This is a genomic window from Acetobacter fabarum (assembly GCF_022483405.1).
Taxonomy (GTDB): domain Bacteria; phylum Pseudomonadota; class Alphaproteobacteria; order Acetobacterales; family Acetobacteraceae; genus Acetobacter; species Acetobacter fabarum.
Map to the genome: position 1 here is coordinate 1114799 of NZ_JAKVNI010000001.1, position 24693 is coordinate 1139491.

Here is a 24693-nt window from a genome sequence, read left to right on the forward strand (position 1 = left end):
CGTCTAGCGTGGCGGCAGGCTCAGCACGCGGGGCAGTTCGATAATGAACTGGGCCCCGCTTATGCCCCCCTTGTGGTCATGCAGGTTTTCCACAGCAATGCTGCCGTGTAGGGCCTCTATGATCTGGCGGCTGATGGACAGGCCAAGGCCGGAATGCTGGCCAAAGTTCTCGCTTTTGGGGCGTTCTGAATAAAAGCGGTCAAAAATGGAATCCAGCTTGGCCTGAGGAATCCCCGGCCCCTGATCCGAGACGGAAATGCGGACCATTTTACCATTGGCTGCGGCATGCAGGGTAATCTGCCCATTGGAGGGAGAAAACGATATGGCATTGCCGATCAGGTTGCGCAGCACCTGCACCAGACGGTCTTCTACGGCCAGAGCAGTCAGCGGGTGCTCGGGGGTGTCATCCTGCACATCGGTCACCATAACCGGCTGCCCGTCCTGACGTGTGGCCTGATGAATTTCCGTTAGAACAGCCAGCAGCGGGCCAACCGCTACGGGGCGGGCCTTGGCGCGCGACATTTCCGCATCCAGTCGGCTGGCGTCGGAAATATCGGTAATCAGCCGGTCCAGCCTGCGCACGTCATCATTGATAATGGTCAGCAGGCGGCGCTGCTGGTTGAGGTCTTCTATGCGCAGCAGGGTTTCGATCGCGGAGCGGATGGAGGTCAGCGGGTTTTTGATCTCGTGGCTGACATCGGCCGCAAAGCGTTCAATGGCGTCCATACGCTTCCACAATGCCTGTGCGCTGGCCTGCAGGGCGCGGGCGACATCACCAATTTCGTCCCGTCGGGCCAGCAGGCGTGCGGGCACCGTGCCTGTGCGCCCCGTGGTGTCCCGCATGACCTGTGCCGAGGCCGCCAGCCGCAGCAATGGCCGCGCAATAGTGAGCGAAAGATACCACGACAGCAGGACCGTCAGCACCAGTGCCAGAAAAAAGAGCGAGAGAATGGTCGAACGGATGGCAAACAGCGAGCGGTCAACCTGCGAGGCCACGCGGGTCAGCTGGATTACGCCCACCGTCCAGCCATCGCGCATAACGGGCTCGGCCACCGTAATAATCAGCCTGCCACGGGATGTGCGGCGAATATAGGGCGGGGCTTCTGGCGGTGGGTGGTCTGTACCGTCAAGGCGCTGTGGGCGGTCCGGGCGGTCGGGAATATCTTCCTCATCGGTATTGAGGGTGACAATGCCCGGATTATGGCCAGACCACAGCCACGTTAAAAACCGCTCGTAAATGCCCGGCTGGTACGCGGGGGGGAAGGGAATGGTATGGGAGCGGAAGTGGTGCGGCTCCGGTGGTGTGTCCAGCGTGTCGGCCACATCAATCAGGTTATCCGCGACCAGCCGGCCATCGGGGCCAAACAGGCGGGCATGGGCGTTGGGGCTGGGTTCGGTCAGGCGCTGGAGGAGAGGGCGGGCCAGTGCGGCTTCCAGCTCGTACCCACGGTCCTGTAGCTGGGCGGCGTGGGGGTGGGCGGCGCGTACGGCACTCTGCCCCAGTGCTCCGGCGTAAATGCGGGCCTGCTCGCGCAGGGCGGTTACCTCGGTCGCCAGCAGGCTGTTGCGGAACTGGTTAAGGAACAGCACCGTAAGCCCCAGCAAGGCCAGCGGCAGGATATTCACCAGCAGCACACGGCGCATGAGGGGGGAGATCAGCCGGGTGCGTGATGCCTGATAGGCTGCCGTGGCCTCCACCCCACCATTATGCGGGCGCTGGCCGGGTATGCGCAGGCTGCGCGCCTGTGCAAACAGGTGCGCCAGCAGGGGGGGGCGGTTGGTCATGCCCTTGGGTCAGTCTTCCTTGTAGCGGTAGCCAATGCCGTACAGGGTTTCGATCTGGTTGAAATCATCATCCACCTGCCGGAATTTTTTGCGAACCCGCTTGATGTGGCTGTCAATGGTGCGGTCGTCCACATACACGGTGTCTCCGTAGGCCGCATCAATCAGCTGGTCGCGGGATTTGACCAGACCGGGGCGCTGCGCAAGGGTTTTGACCAGCAGGAACTCGGTTACGGTCAGGGGGACATCCTCCCCTTTCCATGTGCATTTGTGGCGCAGTTCATCAAGCGAGAGATTGCCGCGTGTGAGCGCACCCCCACCTGTGGGGGCGCCGTTGGCTTCCGCCCGGCTGACCTCGTTGCGGCGCAGCAGCGCGCGAATGCGCTCCAGCAGCAGGCGCTGGGAGAAGGGCTTGGTAATATAGTCATCCGCCCCCAGCCGCAGGCCCATAAGCTGGTCCACTTCCTCATTTTTGGAGGACAGGAAAATAACGGGCAGGTTGGAGCGCGTGCGCAGGCGCTGCAACAGTTCCATGCCGTCCATACGGGGCATTTTAATGTCCAGAATAGCCAGATCGACCGGGTAGGCCGTCAGCCCCTGCAATGCCGATTCGCCATCCGTATAGGTCCGGACGTTAAAACCCTCTGCTTCCAGGGTCATCTGAACCGATGTCAGAATATTGCGATCATCATCAACCAGCGCAATTGTCTGCTTGGTGCGCTCTGTCATCGTTTGTGTGTTCCTTTATCCCTTGCCATCAGCGCAAGCTGTTTAGCTTAGGCGCCGCAGGCTTCCAATGCCAAGAGGGGGAATGGCGTGATGCACGCTTTTTTCCGGCCAATGGCTGCCGTGCATAAAATCCTGCATTGCAGGGGGTCAACGGGTCTTGTCGGCTGGGGCGGTGTTGCCTACTTCTTGCTACATGACCCAAGATACAGAACCCACACAGGTCGAGACCCCGGTAGATCCGGCTCCGGCCGAACAGGCAGCCCCCCAGCAGGCAGGTGCTGCCGAGAATGCCGCCGATGCACACGTGCAGGACCTTGAACGCTCGGTTACGGAGTTCAAGGAAAAATGGCTGCGTGCTGAAGCCGAAAACCAGAACCTGATGGCCCGCGCCAAGCGCGACGTGGAAGATGCCCGCCAGTACGCGGTGCAGAAATTCGCGCGTGATGTGGTGGAAGCCGCCGAAAACCTGCGCCGCGCGCTGGACAGCCTGCCTGCCCAGACCGAGGGTGAGGACACGGTTGTGACCAAGATGCGCGAGGGGATTGAAAGTACGGAACGTTCCTTCCTGTCCATTCTGGAACGGCACGGGATCAAGAGCGACAACCCCGCTGGCAAAGCGTTTGACGCCAATCTGCATCAGGCCATGGCCGAACAGCCCAGCGCCGAGCATACCCCCGGTACGGTCATGCAGGCATGGACACCAACATGGACGCTGCATGGTCGTCTGCTCAAGCCCGCCATGGTGGTTGTGGCCAAGGCTGGTGACGCCCAGTAACACTGCGTGGGAGGGAAGATAAAAAACCTTCCCGCAGAGTGGTTTTTCCTTCTTGAAAAAGGGAAAACCGCACCATACATCAGGTTGGTCATTCTGATTGCGCCCCGACTTTGGTCCGGGTTCAGTCGGTTACGATAAAAAAGGGCTTTGTCTGATGCTTCGGGTCGGATGAAGTCGCTAAAAGGAGCACGAAATTGAGCAAAGTCATTGGTATCGACCTCGGCACCACCAACTCCTGCGTGGCCGTGCGCGAAGGTAACGAAACAAAAGTCATCGAAAACAGCGAAGGCGCACGCACGACGCCGTCCATGGTCGCTTTCACCGAAGGTGGTGAAATGTTGGTCGGACAGGCCGCCAAGCGTCAGGCTGTTACCAACCCCACCAACACCCTGTATGCCGTAAAGCGCCTGATCGGCCGCCGCTTTGATGATGCGACCGTCCAGAAGGACAAGGGCATGGTCCCTTACAGCATTGTCAAAGGTGACAATGGTGACGCATGGGTTGAAGCCCGCGGCACAAACTACGCACCGTCCCAGATTTCTGCCTTCATTCTGGGCAAGATGAAGGAAACGGCGGAAGCATATCTGGGCGAAAAAGTGTCGCAGGCCGTTATTACGGTGCCCGCATACTTTAACGATGCCCAGCGTCAGGCAACCAAGGACGCCGGTCGTATTGCCGGTCTGGAAGTGCTGCGTATCATCAACGAACCCACCGCAGCGGCTCTGGCTTACGGGCTGGAAAAGAAGAGCGGCGGCACCGTGGCTGTGTATGACCTTGGCGGCGGCACGTTCGACGTTTCCGTGCTGGAAATTTCTGATGGCGTGATCGAAGTGAAATCCACCAACGGGGACACGTTCCTGGGTGGGGAAGACTTTGATAACCGTATCATCGGGTTCCTGGCCGACGAGTTCAAGCGCGAACAGGGCATCGACCTGCGCTCCGACAAGCTGGCCCTGCAGCGCCTGAAGGAAGCAGCAGAAAAAGCCAAGATTGAGCTGTCCTCCTCCAAGGAAACCGAAATCAACCTGCCGTTCATCACGGCCGATGCCTCTGGCCCCAAGCACCTTGTGGTCAAGCTGACCCGCGCCAAGCTGGAAAGCCTTGTGGATGACCTGATCAGCCGCACGCTTGAACCCTGCAAAGCTGCGCTGAAGGATGCCGGTCTGTCTGCTTCGGGGATTGATGAAGTCATTCTGGTCGGCGGTATGACCCGCATGCCCAAGGTGATCGAAACGGTTAAGGAATTCTTTGGTAAGGACCCTGCCCGCAACGTGAACCCCGATGAAGTGGTTGCCATTGGTGCCGCCATTCAGGGTGCAGTGCTCAAGGGTGACGTCAAGGACGTTCTGCTGCTCGACGTAACTCCGCTGTCTCTGGGGATTGAAACGCTGGGTGGTGTGTTCACCCGCCTGATCGACCGCAACACGACCATCCCGACCAAAAAGAGCCAGGTGTTCTCCACGGCGGAAGACAATCAGGGCGCTGTGACCATTAAGGTCTATCAGGGCGAACGTGAAATGGCGGCTGACAACAAGCTGCTTGGCAACTTCGACCTGACCGGTATTCCTGCAGCACCGCGCGGCGTGCCCCAGATTGAAGTGACCTTTGACATTGACGCCAACGGCATTGTGTCCGTTTCCGCCAAGGACAAGGCCACCGGTAAGGAACAGCAGATCAAGATCCAGGCATCTGGTGGTCTGTCTGACAATGACATCGAAAAGATGGTCAAGGACGCAGAAGCCAACGCAGCAGCCGATAAGGCCAAGCGCGAGCAGGTGGAAGCCCGCAACAGTGCGGAATCCCTTGTGCATCAGGTCGAAAAGTCCCTGTCTGAAGTGGGTGACAAGGTTCCTGCTGCGGACAAGACCGAAGCCGAAGGTGCCATTGCCGCCGTTAAGTCTGCTCTGGAAGGCACGGATGTTGAAGCCCTCAAGAGTGCAACGGAACGCCTGACACAGGCCGCCATGAAGGTGGGTGAAGCCGCCTACAAGGCAGGTCAGGAAGCCGAAGGTGCTGAAGCCGGTGCCGCTGGTGCCAAGGCAGACGAAAAAGACATCGTTGACGCCGACTTTGAAGACGTGAACGAAAACAAGAAGTCCTGATCGGACGCATGCAGCCCGTGAGGCCATGTGACAAGCATGGCCTCAATGCATTATCTTTCCGGCGTCCGTGCTTTTTATAAGGCGGACGCCGTTTTACATTTTACATTCTGGACAGATGCTGTGCTCATGCAAGAGGCAGCCCCAAGAGGACTTTCATGGCTACTCAGCTTGATTACTACGAAATTCTTGAGGTAACCCGCACGGCCTCTGCCGAGGAAATTAAAAAATCCTATCGCAAGATGGCCATGAAGTTTCATCCCGACCGGAACCCGGGGGATGATGCAGCGGAAGCCAAGTTCAAGGAAATCAATCAGGCTTACGATGTGCTCAAGGACGAGCAGAAGCGCGCCGCTTACGACCGCTTCGGCCATGCAGCGTTTGAAGGGGGCGGGGCTGGCCCCGGCGGGTTCGACTTTAACGGATTTGGCGGCGGCGGTCTGGGCGATATTTTTGAGCAGATGTTCGGGGACATGATGGGCCGCCGTGGTGGGCAGGCCCGGAGTGGGAACGACATCCAGACCCATGTTGAAATCACGCTCGAAGAAGCATTTGCAGGCGTTGAAAAGGACGTACGGGTTATTACCCGTGTTGCCTGTGATACCTGCCATGGCACGGGTTCCAACAGTGGTGCCGCCGGGGTGGAAACCTGCCCAAGCTGCCACGGGGCAGGCAAGGTGCGTGCCCAGCAGGGCTTTTTTGTGGTGGAACGGGCCTGCCCGACCTGCCATGGCGCGGGTCGCGTGGTCAAGGACCCCTGCAAAGCCTGCCGTGGGGAAGGGACTGTGGAGCAGGAACGCACCATAAAGGTGCAGATCCCCGCAGGTGTTGAGGACGGAACCCGCATCCGCCTGACAGGGGAGGGAGAAGCCGGTGGCAATGGTGTGCCGCCGGGTGACCTGTATGTGCATGTTTCCGTTTCCGAGCACTCCATCTTCCAGCGCGATGGTGCCAACGTGTATTGCCGCGTACCCCTGCGTATGGCGCAGGCCGCTCTGGGGACCGAAATAGAAGTGCCGGTTATTGATGGTAGCCGCACCATTGTTAAAATCCCGGCAGGCACACAGACCGGCGCGCATTTCCGCCTGCGGGGCAAGGGCTTCTCGGTCCTGCGGTCCAGTGCGCGGGGGGATATGTATATTCAGGTCACGGTGGAAACACCGCAGGTGCTGACCAAGCGCCAGCGTGAACTGCTTGAAGAATTTGAGAAAGAAGCGGGCGAGGACATCAAACACAGCCCCGAGCACACAGGCTTCTTCCGCCGCGTGCGTGATTTTTTTGAAGGATCGGAATAACACACATGCGCATTGGTATTGCAGGGATTACAGGCCGCGTAGGGCGTTTGCTGGTTGAGGAAGTGCTGGCAGCCGGGGCGACCGTAGCCGGTGGCACCACCCGTTCGCCCGAGCAGGCCGCGGGCCTGCCTGCGGGTATTCCGCTGTTTACAAGCATGTCCGCACTGGCAAAGGAATGCGAGGTTGTGATCGACTTCACGCATGCCGATACGGTTGCGTCGAGTGCGCAGGCGCTGGTTGGTACGGGGGTGGCTTGGGTGCTGGGCACAACGGGCCTTTCCGCACAGCAGAACCAGGCGCTGCGGGATGCCGCGGGTGACATCACCATTGTGCATGCTGCCAACTTTTCCCCCGGTGTCACGCTGGTGCGCCGCCTTGCCCAGATGATGGGGCAGGCCTTGCCAGCAGACTCCTACGATGCGGAAATTGTGGAAATGCATCACAGGCAGAAGGTGGATGCGCCTTCTGGCACAGCACTTGCCATTGGTCAGGCTGTGGCTCTTGGCCGTGGTGTGGCGCTGGAAGACGTGCGTGAAAGCGGGCGTGATGGCCTGACAGGCCCCCGCAAACCCGGTGCCATTGGCTTTGCCGCCCTGCGTGGTGGGCAGATTGTGGGGGAACATGACGTTCTTTTCACATCTGCTGATGAGCAGATTACCCTGTCGCACCGGGCTTTTGACCGGCGTATTTTTGCCACGGGTGCAGTACGCGCCGCATTGTGGGCAAAAGGGCGGGAAGCAGGGCTTTACAGCATGGAAGACGTACTGGGCCTGCCCCCGTTGTAAGGGCCAAAGCAGGCGGCGTGGGGCGTGCCCCGCGTCTGGCGCAGGGCTGAAAACAGGGGCTTGTCTTTTGCGCTGGTGGCGTATGGCTCTTGACCATTACTTTCTATGCCGCCATAGGATGCCGTCCCCTTTTTTGGGGATGGTTACCTGTTTTCTTTTTTCACTGGCGTGGGGCGAACGGCACCATCATGCGTAAAGACGGCGATTTTCTGTTTACTTCGGAATCAGTTTCCGAAGGTCATCCCGATAAAGTTGCTGACCGGATCAGCGATACCGTTCTGGACGCGTATCTGGCGGCAGACCCCGAAGCGCGCGTAGCGTGTGAAACGCTGGTAACGACCAACCGTATCGTTCTGGCTGGTGAAGTGCGTGGCCCCGAGTCCGTAACCTCCGAGCAGCTGATCCATCTGGCTCGTGAAGCTGTTAAGGATATTGGGTACGATCAGGCCGGCTTCTCCTGGCGTCATGCCGAAGCTTCCAACTACCTGCATGCTCAGTCCGCTGACATTGCCGTTGGTGTGGACAGCACATCGGACAAGGACGAAGGTGCAGGCGATCAGGGCATCATGTTCGGTTATGCCTCTAACGAGACAGACACCCTCATGCCTGCGCCGCTGTATTATGCGCACCGCATCCTGCACACCATCCGTGACCTGCGTCGCGCTGGTGATGAGCGCGTTGCAGGCCTCCAGCCCGATGCCAAAAGCCAGGTGACCCTGCGTTACGTCAACGGTCGTCCGGTTGGTGCCACTTCTGTTGTGATCTCCACACAGCATGATGAAGGTGCGGACCAGAAAATTCTGCGCGATCGTCTGCTGGACGTAACCCGCAGCGTGCTGCCCGAAGGCTGGATGCCGCCTGAAAGCGAATTCTACGCCAACCCGACCGGCGTGTTCGTTATTGGTGGCCCCGATGGGGACTGCGGCCTGACGGGTCGTAAGATCATTGTGGACACCTACGGCGGTGCAGCCCCCCATGGTGGTGGTGCATTCTCCGGTAAGGACCCGACCAAGGTTGACCGTTCCGCAGCTTATGCCTGCCGTTACCTTGCCAAGAACGTTGTGGCTGCTGGTCTTGCAGACCGCTGCACCATCCAGCTTTCCTACGCTATTGGCGTGTCTCATCCGCTGTCCGTTTACGTGGACCTGGATGAAAGCGGTAAGGATGTGGATGAAGCCCGTCTGGGTGAAATCCTGCGTGAAGTCATGGACCTGACGCCGCGCGGTATTCGCAAGCACCTGCGCCTGAACCGTCCGATCTATGCGACCACATCTGCTTATGGTCACTTTGGCCGTACGCCGGATGACAAGCTGGATACCTTTACATGGGAACGCACCGATCTGGTGGACGCCCTGCGCAGCGCCCTGAAGCGCTGATATAAAGGTAGCGAGTTCATGACGGAGGCAAAAGGTCAGGCCATTGCCGGCCAGCCCGAAGCAGTGGATGTAAAACCCCCGCCGGAAAGGCTGTATGGCCGCCAGCGTGGGCATCCGCTCCGCCCCCGTCAGGAACGCCTGCTGGACGAAACGCTGCCACGCCTGCGGTTTCCGCTGGATAAGGCAGCGAACCCAGCTTCTGTTTTTGGCCATGCGCCACAACAGATCTGGTTCGAGGTCGGCTTTGGTGGGGGCGAGCATGTGCTGGCCCAGACCAAAGCACACCCCGAAGTCGGCTATATAGCCTCCGAAGTTTTTCATAACGGTCTGTGTTCGCTGCTGAACAAGCTTGTACCTGTTGAGCAGGAAGCCACCGCCCCGCTGCCGGATATGCTCCGCCTGTGGGATGATGATGCGCGTCTGGTGCTGCGGGCCCTGCCCGATGCCAGTCTGGACCGGCTGTTCCTGATGTTCCCTGACCCGTGGCCCAAGGCCCGGCATGCCAAACGCCGGTTTGTGCATCCGCAGAATGTGGAACTCTGTGCCCGTGTGCTCAAACCCGGTGCTGTCTGGCGCGTCGCCAGTGACGACCCGACCTATCAGGCCTGGGTACAGGAGGTCATGTCCGCACAGCCGTATTTTGAGGCACCACCCCCGGCGACCATCCGCCCCGATGGCTGGTTCCCCACCCGGTATGAGGCCAAGGCCATAGCCGCAGGCCGTCAGCCACTTTACTGGACGTTTACCCGCCGTTAGGCGGTGTCCATCTTCTTTGTTCCGGCTGGTTGCCTCTGCGCGGCATGTTGGCTAATCAGCCGCATTACGTTTTTTGCCGTGCGAAAGGTCCACCCATGAGCCAGACGACGCTTCCTATCCGTCGCGCCCTTATTTCCGTATCCGACAAAGCCGGTCTGCTTGATCTGGCCCGGGCCCTTGTGGCGCAGGGGGCGGAAATCCTGTCCACGGGCGGTTCCGCCAAAGCCCTGCGTGATGCTGGCGTGCCTGTTACGGAAGTGTCGGATTATACGGGGTTCCCCGAAATTCTGGATGGCCGCGTTAAAACGCTGGTACCCAAAATTCATGGGGGTATCCTTGGCCGCCGTGACCTGCCCGCGCATGTCGAGCAGATGAAAGACCATGGCATTGGCCCGATTGATCTGGTTGCCGTGAACCTCTACCCGTTTGAAAAAACGGTTGCATCTGGCGCCGATGCCGAAACCTGCATTGAAAATATTGATATTGGTGGCCCGGCCCTTATCCGTGCAGCTGCCAAAAACCACGCGCATGTGGTGGTACTGACCGATCCGGCCCAGTATGAAGGGCTGATTGATGCGCTGGGCGATGGTGGCACCACGCTGGACATGCGCCGCTTTTATGCTGGTGCAGCCTATGCCCGCACGGCTGCGTATGATGCGGCTATTGCGGCATGGTTTGCAGCGCAGGCGCAGGATGCGTTCCCCGAACGGTTTGCTCTGGCTGGCCAGCGGGCTGAAATCCTGCGTTATGGTGAAAACCCCCACCAGCAGGCAGCCTTTTACCGCGATGGCAGCACCCGCCCCGGTGTGGCCACGGCCGTACAGGTGCAGGGCAAGGCGCTGTCTTATAACAACATCAACGATACAGATGCCGCGTTTGAGGCTGTTGCCGAGTTTGATGCGCCAGCTGTGGTCATTGTCAAACACGCCAATCCCTGCGGTGTTGCCGTTGCAGACACGCTGACCTCGGCTTGGGATCAGGCCCTGCGGTGTGACCCGGTTTCTGCCTTTGGGGGTATTGTCGCCCTGAACCGTCCGCTGGATGCGGTCACGGCGGAAAAGATTTCCACTATCTTTACCGAAGTCATTGTGGCTCCCGACGCTGCGGACGATGCAAAGGCCCTGCTGGCACGCAAAAAGAACCTGCGCCTGCTGCTGACCGGTGGCCTGCCTGACCCCACTGCTGCTGGTACGGTTGTGCGCTCGGTTGCCGGGGGCTTTCTGGCCCAGACGCGCGATAACGGACGGATTGCTCCTGAGGCGCTGAAGGTTGTCACCAAGCGCGTTCCCACGGAACAGGAAATGCAGGACCTGATCTTTGCCTTCCGGGTGGCAAAGCATGTCAAGTCCAATGCCATTGTGTACGCCAAGGATTGCGCCACGGTGGGCATTGGTGCCGGGCAGATGAGCCGCGTGGACTCCGCCCGCATTGCTGCCAGCAAAAGTGGGGAAGCCGCCAAGGCCGCCGGCCAGTCCACCCCTCTGACGCAGGGTTCCGTTGCTGCCTCCGACGCGTTCTTCCCCTTTGCGGATGGGCTGGAAACCATTGTGGCTGCCGGTGCAACAGCCGTTATACAGCCCGGCGGGTCCATCCGTGATGATGAGGTGATTGCCGCAGCCGATGCCGCAGGCATTGCCATGGTGTTTACTGGTATGCGTCATTTCCGTCACTGACGCGCTATTCCCGCTCTTGCGGGAATGGGCCTTCATGGCAGAGTATGCATACGAGTCTCACGCATTGCCGCGTTCTGCCCCGGTGGGGCAGGGCGCGCCTGTCCTTAGTGGTTGTTTCATGCGCTCTTTGCTTAGTTTGTCTGGTTTGATTCTGGCGTCTTCTGTTGCGGTGGCAGCCCCTGCACATAAGGAGGCGTCATCCCACGGCACCACCTTTGCCTCCAGGCAGACCGCAACGGAAAAGCAGGCCACAGGCGTATATGACCTGTCCGTGCTGCCGGTGTTTACGGGGAGCGTGGTGCAGTTTCTGCCAGCACCCCACGGCGGCATTGTCGGCTTTGTGCTTGATGATGGCACGCAGGTTTTTGTCTCCCCCGAACAGGCCCATACCTTTGCAGGCCTGATCAAGGTTGGGGACAAGGTGGACATTCGCGGTATCAAGGGGCAGGTCCTGCCGATTATCCGTGCCTTTAGCGTGGCAAGCCCGCGTGGGCGTACGGTGCAGGACAGCTTTATTGAAATGCCGTTGCATTCCCCCGAAATGATAGCCGGGCCAGACCTTGTTCTGCATGGTGAGGTCTGGATGCCGCTGTATGATGCAGGCGGCCATCTGACGGGTGCCGTGCTCAAGGATCATTCGGTTATTTATCTGTCTCCGCGTGAGGCCGCGCGGGTTTCTGGCCTGCTTAAGGCCGGGCAGACGCTCTATGCTGTGGGTGGTGGCAGTAGTGGTGATCTGGGCATTGCCATTGACGCGCGTGAAATTGGACCTGCTGCGGATAAGCTGATCGGCATTGCCGTGGGCAATGTACCCCCGCCGGGCCCTGCTCCGGGGTCTCCGGGGTATGATCTTATTCCCGGGGCGGATGAGCACTAAGCCGTCGAACACAAAGTGTCATGCCAGAATGGCGACCACAGAACCGTGGTCGCCATTTTGCGTTAAGCCCCTATGGAAGCATGGAACATGCATGGCATGGACATGGACGAAGGGAGGCCAGAATGGCGTTGATACGGTGGATTATTGTTTTTCTTATTTTTGCTCTGCTGGCATCCCTGTTCGGATTTAATGGTGCGGCCTCGGGGTTCTCGGAAATTGCCAAGGTTCTGCTGTTCGTCTTTGTGGTGCTGCTGATCATCAGCCTGTTTTTTGGTGGTCGTTCGCGTTCGGGGCCGTAAAAAACAGACAGGCCCTGCAAAAGGCGGAATACCCGTGTGTGTATGCCCCCACCTTCCGGCATGGAAGGTGGGGTGTTTTTTAGCCTTCGATCTGGCTGAAGTCGGCAATCAGGCGCATCATACGCACAAGGCGGGACAGGAGTTTAAGCCTGTTCAGGCGGAGTGCGGCATCTGGCGCGTTAACGGTGACATCTTCAAAAAAACGGTCAAGGGGCTGGCGCAGGCTGGCTGCGGCCCGCATGGCATCGGCAAAATGCTCGGCAGCAAAAGCCTGCTCCACGGCGGGTTCTACCGTTTGTAGCGTTGCATAAAGGGCGCGTTCCTCGTCCTGCTCAAACAGGGCGGGGTCGGGCATGCCTTCATGCGGGCCGTCTTTTTTGTCCTCAATCCGCAGGATATTGGCGGCACGGCGGGTGGCCGCCAGCAGGTTCTGGCCGTCCTCGGTTTCCAGCATGGTCTGCAATGCCTGTGCGCGGGCGAGCAGACGCACGATGTCCGTGTCTTCATTACCGACCGAAATCGCGGCAAGGCAATCATGCCGTGCCCCTTCGGTGCGGACCTGCACGCGCAGGCGCTCGGCAATAAACTGGGGCAATAGGGCCAGATCCGGTGCATTGCGCAGGGGTTCGGGCAGGGCTTCTGCCGCCAGCGTGAACAGTTTAACCAGATCCAGCCGCAACCCGTTTTCACGGATCAGGCGGATAATGCCAAGGGCTGCACGGCGCAGGCCAAACGGGTCGCCCGAGCCGGATGGTTTTTCGCCAGCTGCAAAAAAGGCCGTCAGCATGTCAAACCGGTCTGCCAGACCCAGCACGACGGAAACCGGGGCTACCGGCACCTCGTCCCCCGGGCCACGCGGTGTGTAGTGCTCGCTAATGGCCTGTGCCACTTCGGGCTGTTCGCCATCATGGCGGGCATAATACCCACCCATGACACCCTGAAGCTCGGGGAACTCCCCAACCATGCCGGTTGTCAGATCGGTTTTGCTCAACTCGGCAGCGCGTTCACACAACGCGGCAGGGGCGCCAACCATGTCAGCCAGAATGGCCGCAAGGCGCACCATACGGCGGGTACGTTCCCCCTGCGAGCCCAGCTTAGCATGGAAGGTGATGGTGTTCAGCCCTTCCACGCGGGAGGCAAGGCTTTGCTTGCGGTCGAGGTTCCAGAAGTGCCGGGCATCGGCAAAGCGGGCGCGCAGCACGCGCTCATTCCCGCTGACAACCAGGGAGCCATCATCTGTAGGAATGATGTTGGCGACAAAGGCAAAACGTGGTGCTGCCGAACCATCGCTGTTGCGCAGGGCAAAATAGCGCTGGTTGACGCGCATGGACACCTGCATGACCTCGGGCGGGAGGTCCATGAAGATCGGGTCGATCTGCCCCAGGAAGGGAACAGGCCATTCGACCAGCCCGGAGACTTCATCCACCAACCCGGCATCGGGCACAATGCTCAGCCCTTCGGCCTGTGCCAGTGCATTCAGCCCCGTGGTAATGGCCTCACGGCGTTCGGCGGCATGCACCATCACATGGCGTTCATGCAGGCCCTGCTGCCATTGTGCGGCACTGGTCACGTCCATAACACCGGGGTTGAGGAAGCGATGCCCCTCGGTCTGGTTGGAAGCGCTCAGGTTGTGGCCGTTATCGTCTGCCGTAGCCATGGAAAATGGTACGATCTGGCCGTCCAGCAGGCAGACAATCCGCCGCAGGGGGCGGACCCATGTCATGGTGCTGCCAGCACCCCAGCGCATGGATTTGGGCCAGGGGAAACGGCGCAGCAGGTCGGGCATAATGGCGGCAATATGCGCAGCGGCCCCAATAGGGGCTTCTTCACGCTCGAGCATCCAGAACCCGTTCTGCAGGGTCAGGGCGTCCTTGCTCACGCCATGTTTGCGGGTAAAGCCCTCCAGAGCCTTTTCTGGTGCGTTCTCACGCGGGCCACGTTCGGAAACGGTGCGGCCGGGCACCATGGCATCCAGGTTGAGGGAGGCGGCAATCCGGCGGGGGCCGGTATAGCTTCTGGCATCCACAGGGTTGAGCGGGGCCAGCGCCTCGCCCAGCAGGCGGAGCAGGTTTTCGCCGGCCTGCTGTTGCATGCGGGCGGGGATTTCTTCTGAAAAAAGTTCAATCAGCAATTCGGGCATGGTCTTATTTGTCCTCGCCTGCCAGCCAGGTTTCGCAACACAGTTTTGCCAGTGTGCGCACCCGGCCAATATAGGCCGCGCGTTCGCTTACGCTGATGACGCCGCGGGCATCAAGCAGGTTGAACAGATGGCTGGCCTTAAGGCACTGGTCATAAGCAGGCTGGGCAACGCCTGCCTCGGCCAGTGCAACACTTTCCTTTTCCGCATCGCTAAAGTGCTGGAAAAGACGCTCCGTGTTGGCCAGTTCAAAATTATGGCGTGAGTAATCCTGCTCGGCCCGCAGGAACACATCGCCGTAGGTCAGGCCTGCGCCGTTGTAGTCGAGGTCGTACACGTTTTCCACGCCCTGCACATACATGGCCAGACGTTCCAGCCCGTATGTCAGCTCCGTGGAGGGCAGGGTTACGGGAATACCGCCAACCTGCTGGAAATAGGTGAACTGCGTGACCTCCATGCCATCGCACCACACTTCCCAGCCCAGGCCCCATGCGCCAATGGTCGGGTTTTCCCAGTCATCTTCCACAAAGCGGATATCGTGCTTGTCGGGGTCAATCCCGATGGCACGGTAGCTGTCCAGCAGCAGTTTCTGGCTTTCTTCAGGAGTGGGTTTAAGCAGGACCTGATACTGGTAGTAATGCTGGAGGCGGTTGGGGTTTTCCCCGTACCGTCCATCGGACGGGCGGCGGCAGGGCTGCACGTAGGCGGCCTTCCAGGGTTTGCTCCCCAAAGCCCGCAGCGTTGTGTGGGGGGAGAGTGTGCCTGCACCTATTTCCTGATCATAGGGCTGGAGAATGGCGCACCCCTGTTTTGACCAGAACTGGTGCAGGGTCAGGATAAGGTCCTGAAAGGAGAGGGGCCGCTCTGTGGGGCGGGGAGACGCCGGGTCCATGGTATGGATGAAACTCCGCAATATGACGGTCAGGTTGAATGTGCGCAGGGCACGCGTGGCCACACCATACAGCCCCACGCGCCAGACCGGAAGAGAAGGCAGGCCTTATGGCAGGGTTTCCTTTGTGGGGGTCTCTCTTGTAACAGGCTTGTGGGCGCGCCACATCTTGGCCAGAGTGTTCTGGCACAAAGCTCTGGTGCTGTAATTGGCCCGGCAGGGCGGGAAGGTATGGAATGACAAACGAAGAACGCGACCTTATTGAAAAATTCATGGCCCGTGTTGGTGGAGCCGCCCAGAACGGCTTTGGCAGCGTACCCGCAAGCCAGCCCAACCTGCCCGCGATTGACCCACAGGCAGACCAGTTTATTGCGCAGGAATTCCAGAAATACCCAGAAGCCCGTTACCGCGTGACCCAGATGGCCGTGGTGCAGGAAGCCGCACTGGTGCAGGCACAGAATCGGATCCAGCAGCTTCAGTTCCAGCTTCAGCAGGCGCAGCAGGCCTTGCAGGCGGCACAGCAGCAGAGCAATGCCGGGCAGCAGAAATCTGGCGGGTTTTTTGGTGGCCTGTTTGGTGGCGGGCAGTCTGCCCAGCCGCAGTCCGCACCGCCTCCGGGCTGGGGTGGGCGGCCGGCTATGCCGCCGCAGTATCAGCCGCAGCCTATGCCTTATGGCATGCAGCCTTCTGCGTTCTCGGGTGGGTCAGGCTTTTTGGGCAGCGCGCTGACAACAGCCACAGGTGTTGCCGGGGGCATGCTGGCGGCCAATGCACTCACCAGCCTGTTTAGCGGCCACCATGATGGCGGTATGGGCGATGGTGGCATGGGTGGCGCAACAACCAACGAAACCATTGTGAACAATTACGGCGATACAGGCGCAGACCCCTTTGCAGGCGCTGGCGTGCAAGCCGATCAGGGCTTTGATGCCGGTGGTGGCGATTGGGGCGGAGATGCTGGCGGAGACTGGGGCGGTGGTGACGATCAGAGCTTCTGATCCCCGGTTTTTCTAACCACACAAACCAGAGATGGGGCGGTGCGCAGGCATCGCCCCTTTTTTGTGTGCGTGCCTGCCGGTAAGCTCCGCGGTTAACCCGCAGTGTTGGGCCGGGCCATGGACTGGATGAGGTCCAGCATTTTCTGCCGCAAGGCTTTGTCGGGGATCTGGTAATAGGCCCGTACCAGATCGAGTGTTTCTTTTCTGGCCAGCAGGTCCTGCTCGTCCGCCATGGCCTGTGTGGTGGAGGCAGGCGGAACGGGGGCAGATGGGGGAGGGGGCGCACCAAAAGGTTTGCGTGTTTCGGCAAATCCTGTGGTGGTTATGCCGGTGGCCGGGTTGAGCATATCATCAAAAAAGAAGCTGATCGGCACGTCCAGCGCAGTTGCAATATCGTACAGCCGGGAAGCCCCAACCCTGTTGGTGCCCCGTTCGTATTTTTGGATCTGCTGGAAAGTAACCCCAAGTGCTTCGCCCAGCTTTTCCTGCGATAGCCCCAGTAATGTCCTGCGTAGCCGAATACGTTTGCCAACATGGGCATCTATTGTTTCGGCATGCGTGGATATCGTGGAGGCTGGATCCGTCAAAGGCTCGGTTTTGCTCACGACTGGATTTTTTCCCGCGGCTGTAAAGGCTGGAACAAGATGACGGATAACATGTAATCTTAACGTTTCATAAAGGAAAATTGGGAACGTTCGAGAAAAGCATGAAATACTGCCGCCATAACAATGCCTGCCTGTTTTAAAGCTGTGTTTTACTGTTGGGAGGACTGGTCGCGTGCTGGTGATCGCGGCGGGGCAGGCAGGCCAATACTAGCACCATAACACATAGGCCCAGCGGAATGGACTGTCCCATCCTGCCAAACAAGGTTGGCGGAAGTGAGGCAGGGAGTGCCACAGTCAGCACGCCCGCCTTGCCCCATTCCAGATGGTCCAGCATATGGCCCATACCGTCATAGGCGGTGGAAATACCGGTATTGGCAGCGCGGGCCACTGGAAGCCCTTCCTCCACAGCCCGTAAACGCACGGAGGACAGGTGCTGGCGTGGGCCTGCACTATTACCAAACCAGGCATCGTTCGTTACGTTTGCCAGCCACCGGGGGCGGTCATGCGCATTGACCACATCGCCCGAAAAAATAACCTCGTAGCATACAAGGGGGCCCACTGCGGGAATATCGGGCAGGTGCCATGTCTGTGGGCCGGGGCCTGCGGCCATACCGCCCTGAGGCACAATCTGCAGGGGAATGAAGGGGGGCTGGTATTCACCAAACGGCACAAGCCGGGCCTTGTCATAAACGGCTTCTATGCTGCCATCTGGTGCGAGCGCCATAACCGAGTTGCGGTAATGCCCTGCATCATCCATGCGGAGCGCACCAATAATGCCCGCATCGGCACCAACCGCCCATTCCATAATGGCCTGCCGCGCACGGGGGCTGTCCTGCAGCAGGTCATAACCGGGGAAAGCGGTTTCGGGCCAGAGGAACACAATGGGGCGGAACCGCTCGCCCGGTTTGCGCTGTGTTGTCTGCAAGGCTTGCGCAGCCTGCACGCCCTGTGCGGTCAGATGCAGGTAGCGGGTAAAAATATCACGCGGACTCTGCCTGCCTATTTTCTCGGATTCAGGGACATTGCCCTGCACAATGACGGCAATGGGACCGGGCTCGCTGGTGGGGTGCACGGTATAAAGCCGTAGAGTGCCCGCTATGCACCACAGCAGCATAGCAGCAATGGAGCCTGCAAAAACACGCCTGCGTATGGCAGACGGTAGGGGGGCAGGGGCGTTATGGGTGCCAAGCAGCCGGTCTGCCCAGCGGGCGAGTGGTGTCTGGTCCAGAAGGGCTGTCCCGCAGAGCAGGGCGAGCAGAACCAGCGCAAGGGTCAGGCCATCTTCCCCCATCCATGCGGCAGGCTGGATCAGCAGCGTGCCTACAGGGCCGGGTATGGCAAGGCAGCTCCCCAATGCGTTCCATGTAAAACCACTGAAGATGAAGGTGCGCCCCATATCAAACAGGGTCCACAGGGCGGCAAAGGCGCTCAGGCGGCGCAGGCCGGGGGGCAATAGCGTGCATAATGCAGCAGGCACCGCCACAGTAGGGGACAGAATGAGCGCGCAGCCAAGGGAGGGGAACGGTACAAACCACCAGAACTCATCTGCCCTGATCAGTACCGCATTGACCAGCCAGTACAGACCGGCGGCATAAAAACCAAACCCGAACAGGGCACCTGTCCAGGCGGCATGCCGCCAGTTCCGGGTCGTGTTGAGCCTTTGCCCAAGCAGCCCAAAGCCGAGGAGGAGGATTGGCAGAATATGGAGCGGTGGCAGTGCCAGCGTGGATATGCCACCAAGCCCCAGCATAAAGACGACAAAATAAAGAGTTTCCCGTTTTGGACAAAAGCGGGAAAACACGTTTTTTGAGGGCATGAGGGTGCTCATGGCACAGGCGGGCTGCCCGCCGGCCTGATGAATCCGTTAAAGATCAGGATGACGGGCAACTTGCCGTAAGTGGCTTAGTCCAGCGCATCGCGCAGGCGGCGTTCGTAATGACGGTAATATTTATCCGCCAGCAGTTCGCTCTTTACCAGAATGGCCACATCGGTGGTGTTGAACTGCGGGTCAATAACCGCGCCGTCCCCCACGTAGCCACCAAGGCGCAGATACCCTTTGATAAGGGGCGGAAGCCCCACAAGGCAGCGGCGTACATTCAGCGTGTGCGGGTCCGTGCGCAGCATTTCCACGCGGCGGTTTTCCAGCGCACGCACGCGCAGGGCAGGGGGAGCCAGATGGTTGTGGTACAGATAGGTCAGCTCATCTGCAATCTGGTCCGGGTCCGTGCAGGGCAGGCTGGCGCAGCCAAACAGCAGGTCTATGCGGTGCAGGAAGATGTAGGAGGCAATACCCCGCCACAAAAGCTGCATGGCTGCCCGGCCACGGTAGTTCTTGTCCACGCATGAACGCCCGACTTCCAGCAGGCGACCGGGGAACTCCTTGAGCGGGGTAATGTCGTATTCGTTGGAGGAATAGAAGCGCCCGATCTTCTGGGCGGCATCCCCCTGAACAAGGCGGTAGGTCCCCACAACACCGCGTGCGTCCGAGGCAATGGCATTGTCAATGACCAGAAGATGGTCGGCAACGCTGTCAAACTCGTCAATATCACGCTTCAGGCGCAGGGTTTCCGGGCTGGGGTGAGCGCCCATTTCCTCATAAAAAACGCGGTAGCGCAGGGCTTGTGCTGCGTCGCGTTCATCATCGGTTTCAGCAATGCGGACACTCAGGCTGCCGCCATGCAGTTCGGGAAAGCGTGAGCGATCCAGATCAAGCGTGGAAAGTCCGCCTGTGGTTTGTGTGGAACTCATGTCTGCTCTCCCTTGCGGCGTGAGCGGGGCGTTGTTTTGCCCGCGGAAGCACTGGCTGCGGACTGGCGTTTTTTACCAAACAGCTCCAGCCGCATGGAGACAAACTCGAATCCAAGCCGGTCTGCCACCTTCATCATGAAGGCCTCATGTTCGGGGTCTTCAAACTCGATCACTTTCCCGTTATCCACGTCGATCAGGTGATAATGGTGCCGACCATGTTCCGTTGCTTCGTACCGAGCACGTCCGCCGCCAAAGTCCCGGCGTTCCAGAATGCCTTTTTCCTCAAGCAGGCGCACCGTGCGATACACGGTTGCCACCGAAATGCGGGAGTCCAGCACAGCCGCGCGGCGGTACAGTTCTTCCACATCCGGGTGGTCGTCTGCTTCGGAAAGAACACGGGCGATAACGCGCCGTTGTCCGGTCATTTTCAGGCCGTGTTCGATACACAGCTGCTCAATCCGTGATTCTGCCGCTTGTACCTTCAAGGTCACAAACCCTGCCTAATGTTATCATCTCTGCGTTCGTCATTCAGGTAGCCGAAGTCAGAGGTGTTTGTCCAATTTTACACGATCATACAGTTTTTTTATGGTGTGTATGCCTGCCTGTATGATGCTGGCGTGTCATTTTTTCCCTCTGAAGGAGGAAAATCCGCATGAATGAGACCCTGATCCCGGGACAGGACGAGCCTGCCAGCACGGCGGTTCTGGATATTACGGGGGAAAAATGCCCCATGACCTTCGTGCGCACCCGGCTGGCGCTGGATGTTCTGCCCCCCGGTGGTCTGCTGGCGGTGCGGCTTATGGGGGAGGAACCACACCGTAATGTCAGCCGCTCCGCGCGAGCACTCGGGCACGTTATTCTGGCAGACGCCCCCCAGCGGGATGGGAGTGTGGTGCTGACAATCCGCAAAAAAGAAGCCGCATCTGCTTCGGCCTGAAAAAACAGACACTCAGCAGATGCGGCCCGCCTGATGCCGCTGGGCTTGGCCCTGTGGCTGGCCTAGTTGTTCATGGCTTCAAAGAAGTCATTGTTGGTTTTGCTGTATTTCAGCTTGTCGAGCAGGAAGTCCATGGCATCCATGGTGCCCATGGGCGCCAGAATCCGGCGCAGCACCCACATTTTGGACAGGGTTGCCCGGTCAACCAGCAGTTCTTCCTTACGTGTGCCGCTCTTGGTGATGTCAATGGCGGGGAAGGTGCGCTTGTCGGCCAGCTTGCGGTCAAGGACAAGTTCGGAGTTACCCGTACCCTTGAACTCTTCAAAGATCACTTCGTCCATGCGGCTGCCGGTATCAATCAGGGCGGTGGCAATAATGGTCAGGGAGCCACCTTCCTCAATATTACGGGCTGCACCAAAGAAGCGCTTGGGCCGCTGCAGGGCGTTAGCGTCCACACCACCGGTCAGCACCTTGCCCGATGAGGGCACAACCGTGTTGTAGGCGCGGGCCAGACGGGTAATGGAATCGAGCAGGATCACCACATCGCGCTTGTGTTCCACAAGGCGCTTGGCTTTTTCCAGCACCATTTCGGTTACCTGCACATGGCGGTGGGCGGGTTCGTCAAAGGTGGAGGCAATGACTTCGCCGCGCACGGAGCGGGCCATGTCGGTCACTTCCTCGGGCCGTTCGTCAATGAGCAGCACAATCAGGAACACTTCGGGGTGGTTGGCCGAAATGGAAGAGGCAATGCTCTGGAGCATGACCGTTTTGCCCGAACGTGGGGGCGCCACGATCAGGGCGCGCTGGCCCATGCCAATGGGGGATACCAGATCGATCACCCGCGGGGTGAAGTCCTTCTGGGAGCCCTTTTTGTTGTTTTTGTCGCCTTTGGGTTCAGGGGCAGTGGCCTGACTTTCCACTTCCATCTGCAGGCGGCGCTCGGGGTAGAGCGGGGTCAGGTTGTCAAAGTTGATCCGGTGGCGGACGGCATCGGGGGGCTCAAAATTGATCGTGTTGATCTTGAGCATGGAGAAGTAGCGTTCGCCATCACGCGGGGCGCGAATCTGCCCTTCAACCGTGTCACCCGTGCGCAGGCCAAAACGGCGGACCTGTGTGGGGGAGATGTAAATATCATCCGGGCCGGGAAGGTAGTTGGATTCGGGCGCACGCAGGTATCCAAACCCGTCATGCATGATCTCAAGCGTGCCCTCGCCATAAATGGCCTGATCATTATCCGCCAGCGTTTTGAGGATGGCGAACATCATGTCCTGCTTGCGCAGGGAGGACGCGTTTTCGATATTCAGGTCTTCAGCGCAGGCCAGAAGGTCGGCTGGGGACTTGGCCTTGAGTTCCGCAAGATGCATCTAATAAATGCCCTGACTGGCAAGAGAAGTTCAAAAGGGGAAGGTCCGGATCGTTCCATGCTACGGCAGAGCCGGTCGGGGAGACCGGAAGCAGGCATGCCTGATAAGGCAAGGCCGAGCCAGAAGGAACCTGACGGGAAGGAATACCGCTGGGCAGGTGAAGTCAGCCAGCGTCTGGGGCCGGATACTACTCGGGGTGGAATTGCGCGTCAACACAGGAATGGGGCGGGCGCACCAGCGGCCAGAGGCTACTTGATGCCGCCCAGCCAGCCTTTTTTCCAGAACCACAGCAGCGGCAGCACAATGGTGGTTGCCATGAGCCCGAGCGAGTACCAGTAGCCAAAAGACCAGTTCAGTTCCGGTATGTCTTTGAAGTTCATACCGTAAATGCCAGCGATCAGGGTGGGGGCAACCCCAATGAAGCTGACAACGGTCAGTACCTTCATCACCCCGTTCTGTTCGATGTTGATGAACCCAAGGGTGGCATCAAGCAGGAATTCAACCTTGTCCTGTGACTGGGAGACATACGTGTCAGGTTGTGAGACGTCATTGGCGTAATCAAGGATTTCGTCGACCTGTTTCATGATGTCACGACCAGCCGGTTTGATATAGTCTTGATTACGTGACGCGGGATGTTTTTCAAGCCATGAGATGATGCATTGGGCGGGAGCGATGCCGCCCAGAACACGCTGCGGGCGATGATTGTAGGCGAAACAGAAGCCTCTGAGCAGAATTTCCAGATCTTCATGGTTTGAGACACAGACCTGCAGTACTTCTGTAGCGACACGGCCATTGAAGCGTTCCACCATTCCATTGGTCTGAGGGGAGTAAGCCTTGGTCCGGCGTCGGTCGATTCCCATGTCATGACAGGCTTTTTCGAAGGCGTCCGCTGTAAAGCAGGAGCCACGATCGGTCAGGATATGGGTGATCCGGAAAGGAAAGGCCGATTTGACGGCATTGAGGAAATCAACGGAATTATCCGCATTTTCCGCGTCATAAACAGCCAGGTGCACTGAACGGGAACAGCGATCGATGGCGACATACAGAAAACGTTTCCGCCTGTCCCCATCTGCTGTCTGTAATTTTGGCAGATGTTTCACATCGATATGGACATAACCGGGATCGTAATCGCGGAACTTTCCCTGTCCCCGAACTGGTCCGGCCTTTAGAACAGGAGGCAGCCTGTTCAATCCGGCGTCTTTCAGTATCCGCCAGATATTGTCCCGGTTCAGATGCGGCAGGAAATGCCGTAAGACAAAGGTCAGATCATCCAGACCAAAACCGGTAGAACGCCGAATCTGACAGACAATGGCGCGCTCCTCCTCCGAGGCTTTCCAGGCCAGCCTCCAGGGACGGCTGCTGCGGTCCTGACAGGCGTCCGAACCACGCCTGCGCCACTTGCGGACTGTTTCATCGCTGATCCCGTAGCGTCTGGCGAGCACGGATGTCGGTTCTGACGAACGAGCTATCTCAGCCCGGACAGCCGGTGTCGTGCGTGCCTGTGGGTGGATCTGAAGCATCATTCGGTCTCCCTGCAAACGGAAGAAAACAACGAAGCATAACGCGGTATCGCCCACGCTACATCATCCCAATGACGTCTCACAACCTGACACATACGCATCGAGCGAGGACAGGTCGTGGCTGACCGATGTAATGCGCGCGCGCAGAATGCCCGACAGCGCATAGGCGGCCGTTGTTTTGCCGTCCTCCTCCGGTGCTGCCGTGGCAAGGGGTGTCGGGGGGGCGGTGCGGGGGGTGCACAGGGCAAACCCTGTGACCGGAATGGCAGAAGCGGTTTTACGGCTTTCCCCAAGGAACAGGGCAATGCGCTCCATGCCCAGCAGTGTGTCCCGCATGCGTGAGCACAGGTTACCTGCCTCCCCAACCCGCTGGAGCAGGTTGCGCTGCCACACGGCCACGTTGCGGATGGGGGTCTGCTGCGTGCGGGCGCGAAAAATATCGTGTGAGAGCGTGTCCAGCAGGTTGCCCATGCTTTCCAGAATATCGGCCAGCCGGTCCACAATGGCTTCAATCAGGGCGACCAGTATCTCGCCCGAATGGAGTAAGGTGTCGTGCTGGGGCGGGATCTCGGTTGGCGGGGGCTGTGCGCTCTGGCGCTCCGGTGCGGTGTGTGGTGGAGGCATGGCGGAGGTCACGCAGTCCGCCACAAGCTGGGCTACGGTCTCGAACGCCAGATAGAACTGGAAGCGGATGGTAAAAAGCCGCTTTTCGGTCAGGATAAAACCCACCGGCATGGTCTGGAAATCCGACCCGCTCTTGCGCAGCAGGGGCGAGGACAGAAAAGCCGCACCGTTGCGCACACTGATACGTGATGAACTTTCGATCGCGCTCAGGTCTTCCAGTGAGGGAATGGGCTGGCCGCAGAGCTTTTCCGCCAGAGCCAGTTCCTGGGGGGTGGGGTTGAGAAGATCCAGCCAGACAGCATTTTTGGCATCGTCTTCCGTTTCAACGGCGCGAGCAGGCATACCGGGCCTGTGGGCCAGAAACATGCGATTCTCCCAGTTTGTGCCCTGTGGGCCTGTACAGCTGTATTTTCCGGTTCTGGCGGCAG

22 protein-coding genes are annotated in these 24693 nt (G+C 59.2%); 11 read left to right on the plus strand and 11 right to left on the minus strand.

Annotation, left to right across the window (positions count from 1 at the left end; translation table 11 throughout):
- Positions 1-3: 3 nt before the first annotated feature.
- The gene (locus LKE65_RS05370; protein ID WP_278740677.1) at positions 4-1785 is read right to left on the minus strand and encodes a stimulus-sensing domain-containing protein; all 1782 of its coding nucleotides are present in this window, start codon (positions 1783-1785) and stop codon (positions 4-6) included.
- A gap of 9 nt (positions 1786-1794) precedes the next feature.
- Positions 1795-2511: a response regulator transcription factor gene (locus tag LKE65_RS05375; RefSeq protein WP_086646319.1), complete on the minus strand. Its 717-nt coding sequence runs from the start codon at positions 2509-2511 to the stop codon at positions 1795-1797.
- 193 nt (positions 2512-2704) lie between these two features.
- Between LKE65_RS05375 and LKE65_RS05380 the strand changes: the two genes are divergently transcribed.
- From LKE65_RS05380 to LKE65_RS05420, 9 genes are all read left to right on the plus strand, one after another.
- Positions 2705-3286: a nucleotide exchange factor GrpE gene (locus tag LKE65_RS05380; RefSeq protein WP_086646318.1), complete on the plus strand. Its 582-nt coding sequence runs from the start codon at positions 2705-2707 to the stop codon at positions 3284-3286.
- A 194-nt stretch (positions 3287-3480) separates the two neighbouring features.
- Entirely contained in the window at positions 3481-5388 is a 1908-nt protein-coding gene (gene dnaK, locus LKE65_RS05385) for a molecular chaperone DnaK (RefSeq protein WP_165925545.1), read from the plus strand.
- Between the two features lie 155 nt (positions 5389-5543).
- Positions 5544-6680: a molecular chaperone DnaJ gene (gene dnaJ / locus LKE65_RS05390; RefSeq protein WP_095349637.1), complete on the plus strand. Its 1137-nt coding sequence runs from the start codon at positions 5544-5546 to the stop codon at positions 6678-6680.
- A gap of 5 nt (positions 6681-6685) precedes the next feature.
- Entirely contained in the window at positions 6686-7465 is a 780-nt protein-coding gene (dapB, locus tag LKE65_RS05395) for a 4-hydroxy-tetrahydrodipicolinate reductase (protein WP_278740678.1), read from the plus strand.
- 188 nt (positions 7466-7653) lie between these two features.
- Positions 7654-8841, plus strand: coding sequence for a methionine adenosyltransferase (metK, locus tag LKE65_RS05400; protein WP_086646314.1), 1188 nt, complete (start codon positions 7654-7656; stop codon positions 8839-8841).
- An 18-nt stretch (positions 8842-8859) separates the two neighbouring features.
- Positions 8860-9597 (plus strand): tRNA (guanine(46)-N(7))-methyltransferase TrmB, encoded by a 738-nt coding sequence (trmB, locus tag LKE65_RS05405; RefSeq protein ID WP_095349635.1) that lies wholly within the window; start codon positions 8860-8862, stop codon positions 9595-9597.
- A gap of 95 nt (positions 9598-9692) precedes the next feature.
- Positions 9693-11270 (plus strand): bifunctional phosphoribosylaminoimidazolecarboxamide formyltransferase/IMP cyclohydrolase, encoded by a 1578-nt coding sequence (gene purH / locus LKE65_RS05410; protein ID WP_278740679.1) that lies wholly within the window; start codon positions 9693-9695, stop codon positions 11268-11270.
- A 136-nt stretch (positions 11271-11406) separates the two neighbouring features.
- The gene (locus tag LKE65_RS05415; protein WP_278740680.1) at positions 11407-12147 is read left to right on the plus strand and encodes an OB-fold nucleic acid binding domain-containing protein; all 741 of its coding nucleotides are present in this window, start codon (positions 11407-11409) and stop codon (positions 12145-12147) included.
- A 122-nt stretch (positions 12148-12269) separates the two neighbouring features.
- Positions 12270-12446 carry a DUF1328 domain-containing protein gene (locus LKE65_RS05420; RefSeq protein ID WP_086646310.1) on the plus strand — a complete coding sequence of 59 codons (177 nt, stop codon included), beginning with the start codon at positions 12270-12272 and terminating at the stop codon, positions 12444-12446.
- A gap of 79 nt (positions 12447-12525) precedes the next feature.
- Here LKE65_RS05420 and glyS read toward each other — a convergent pair whose 3' ends face one another.
- Both glyS and LKE65_RS05430 read right to left on the minus strand, forming a co-directional pair.
- Positions 12526-14586 carry a glycine--tRNA ligase subunit beta gene (glyS, locus tag LKE65_RS05425; protein WP_278740681.1) on the minus strand — a complete coding sequence of 687 codons (2061 nt, stop codon included), beginning with the start codon at positions 14584-14586 and terminating at the stop codon, positions 12526-12528.
- 4 nt (positions 14587-14590) lie between these two features.
- On the minus strand, positions 14591-15475 hold the full coding sequence (locus LKE65_RS05430; RefSeq protein ID WP_086646404.1) for a glycine--tRNA ligase subunit alpha: 885 nt from the start codon (positions 15473-15475) through the stop codon (positions 14591-14593).
- 233 nt (positions 15476-15708) lie between these two features.
- On the opposite strand from LKE65_RS05430, the gene LKE65_RS05435 reads away from it, so the two are divergent.
- Positions 15709-16467, plus strand: coding sequence for a DUF2076 domain-containing protein (locus LKE65_RS05435; RefSeq protein WP_086646308.1), 759 nt, complete (start codon positions 15709-15711; stop codon positions 16465-16467).
- A 92-nt stretch (positions 16468-16559) separates the two neighbouring features.
- Here LKE65_RS05435 and LKE65_RS05440 read toward each other — a convergent pair whose 3' ends face one another.
- The 4 genes from LKE65_RS05440 to LKE65_RS05455 form a co-directional block, all read right to left on the minus strand.
- Positions 16560-17072 (minus strand): helix-turn-helix domain-containing protein, encoded by a 513-nt coding sequence (locus LKE65_RS05440; protein ID WP_278740682.1) that lies wholly within the window; start codon positions 17070-17072, stop codon positions 16560-16562.
- Positions 17073-17208: 136 nt separating this feature from the next.
- Complete coding sequence (lnt, locus tag LKE65_RS05445) at positions 17209-18888, minus strand: apolipoprotein N-acyltransferase (protein WP_278740683.1); 1680 nt, start codon at positions 18886-18888, stop codon at positions 17209-17211.
- 86 nt (positions 18889-18974) lie between these two features.
- Positions 18975-19820, minus strand: a complete 846-nt coding sequence (locus LKE65_RS05450; RefSeq protein WP_086646305.1) for a GNAT family N-acetyltransferase — start codon at positions 19818-19820, stop codon at positions 18975-18977.
- Entirely contained in the window at positions 19817-20311 is a 495-nt protein-coding gene (locus LKE65_RS05455; RefSeq protein WP_086646304.1) for a Fur family transcriptional regulator, read from the minus strand. The genes LKE65_RS05450 and LKE65_RS05455 overlap by 4 nt, the downstream gene beginning before the upstream one ends.
- A 161-nt stretch (positions 20312-20472) precedes the next feature.
- Between LKE65_RS05455 and LKE65_RS05460 the strand changes: the two genes are divergently transcribed.
- Positions 20473-20757 carry a sulfurtransferase TusA family protein gene (locus LKE65_RS05460; RefSeq protein ID WP_095349629.1) on the plus strand — a complete coding sequence of 95 codons (285 nt, stop codon included), beginning with the start codon at positions 20473-20475 and terminating at the stop codon, positions 20755-20757.
- A gap of 62 nt (positions 20758-20819) precedes the next feature.
- Here LKE65_RS05460 and rho read toward each other — a convergent pair whose 3' ends face one another.
- The 3 genes from rho to LKE65_RS05475 form a co-directional block, all read right to left on the minus strand.
- Positions 20820-22121 carry a transcription termination factor Rho gene (gene rho, locus LKE65_RS05465; RefSeq protein WP_278740684.1) on the minus strand — a complete coding sequence of 434 codons (1302 nt, stop codon included), beginning with the start codon at positions 22119-22121 and terminating at the stop codon, positions 20820-20822.
- A gap of 248 nt (positions 22122-22369) precedes the next feature.
- A complete protein-coding gene (locus LKE65_RS05470) occupies positions 22370-23641 on the minus strand; it encodes an IS481 family transposase (protein ID WP_278741770.1) in 1272 nt (423 codons plus the stop codon).
- Positions 23642-23704: 63 nt separating this feature from the next.
- The gene (locus LKE65_RS05475) at positions 23705-24607 is read right to left on the minus strand and encodes a CorA family divalent cation transporter (RefSeq protein WP_278740685.1); all 903 of its coding nucleotides are present in this window, start codon (positions 24605-24607) and stop codon (positions 23705-23707) included.
- Positions 24608-24693 lie beyond the last annotated feature (86 nt).

What these genes read in the sequence shown, in the direction of transcription:
- LKE65_RS05370 (WP_278740677.1), bottom strand. Translation starts at nt 1,785, where the DNA reads ATGACCAACCGCCCCCCCCTGCTGGCGCACCTGTTTGCACAGGCGCGC.
- LKE65_RS05375 (WP_086646319.1), bottom strand. Translation starts at nt 2,511, where the DNA reads ATGACAGAGCGCACCAAGCAGACAATTGCGCTGGTTGATGATGATCGC.
- LKE65_RS05380 (WP_086646318.1), top strand. Translation starts at nt 2,705, where the DNA reads ATGACCCAAGATACAGAACCCACACAGGTCGAGACCCCGGTAGATCCG.
- dnaJ (WP_095349637.1), top strand. Translation starts at nt 5,544, where the DNA reads ATGGCTACTCAGCTTGATTACTACGAAATTCTTGAGGTAACCCGCACG.
- dapB (WP_278740678.1), top strand. Translation starts at nt 6,686, where the DNA reads ATGCGCATTGGTATTGCAGGGATTACAGGCCGCGTAGGGCGTTTGCTG.
- metK (WP_086646314.1), top strand. Translation starts at nt 7,654, where the DNA reads ATGCGTAAAGACGGCGATTTTCTGTTTACTTCGGAATCAGTTTCCGAA.
- trmB (WP_095349635.1), top strand. Translation starts at nt 8,860, where the DNA reads ATGACGGAGGCAAAAGGTCAGGCCATTGCCGGCCAGCCCGAAGCAGTG.
- purH (WP_278740679.1), top strand. Translation starts at nt 9,693, where the DNA reads ATGAGCCAGACGACGCTTCCTATCCGTCGCGCCCTTATTTCCGTATCC.
- LKE65_RS05420 (WP_086646310.1), top strand. Translation starts at nt 12,270, where the DNA reads ATGGCGTTGATACGGTGGATTATTGTTTTTCTTATTTTTGCTCTGCTG.
- glyS (WP_278740681.1), bottom strand. Translation starts at nt 14,586, where the DNA reads ATGCCCGAATTGCTGATTGAACTTTTTTCAGAAGAAATCCCCGCCCGC.
- LKE65_RS05430 (WP_086646404.1), bottom strand. Translation starts at nt 15,475, where the DNA reads ATGGACCCGGCGTCTCCCCGCCCCACAGAGCGGCCCCTCTCCTTTCAG.
- LKE65_RS05435 (WP_086646308.1), top strand. Translation starts at nt 15,709, where the DNA reads ATGACAAACGAAGAACGCGACCTTATTGAAAAATTCATGGCCCGTGTT.
- lnt (WP_278740683.1), bottom strand. Translation starts at nt 18,888, where the DNA reads ATGCCCTCAAAAAACGTGTTTTCCCGCTTTTGTCCAAAACGGGAAACT.
- LKE65_RS05450 (WP_086646305.1), bottom strand. Translation starts at nt 19,820, where the DNA reads ATGAGTTCCACACAAACCACAGGCGGACTTTCCACGCTTGATCTGGAT.
- LKE65_RS05460 (WP_095349629.1), top strand. Translation starts at nt 20,473, where the DNA reads ATGAATGAGACCCTGATCCCGGGACAGGACGAGCCTGCCAGCACGGCG.
- rho (WP_278740684.1), bottom strand. Translation starts at nt 22,121, where the DNA reads ATGCATCTTGCGGAACTCAAGGCCAAGTCCCCAGCCGACCTTCTGGCC.
- LKE65_RS05470 (WP_278741770.1), bottom strand. Translation starts at nt 23,641, where the DNA reads ATGCTTCAGATCCACCCACAGGCACGCACGACACCGGCTGTCCGGGCT.
- LKE65_RS05475 (WP_278740685.1), bottom strand. Translation starts at nt 24,607, where the DNA reads ATGCCTGCTCGCGCCGTTGAAACGGAAGACGATGCCAAAAATGCTGTC.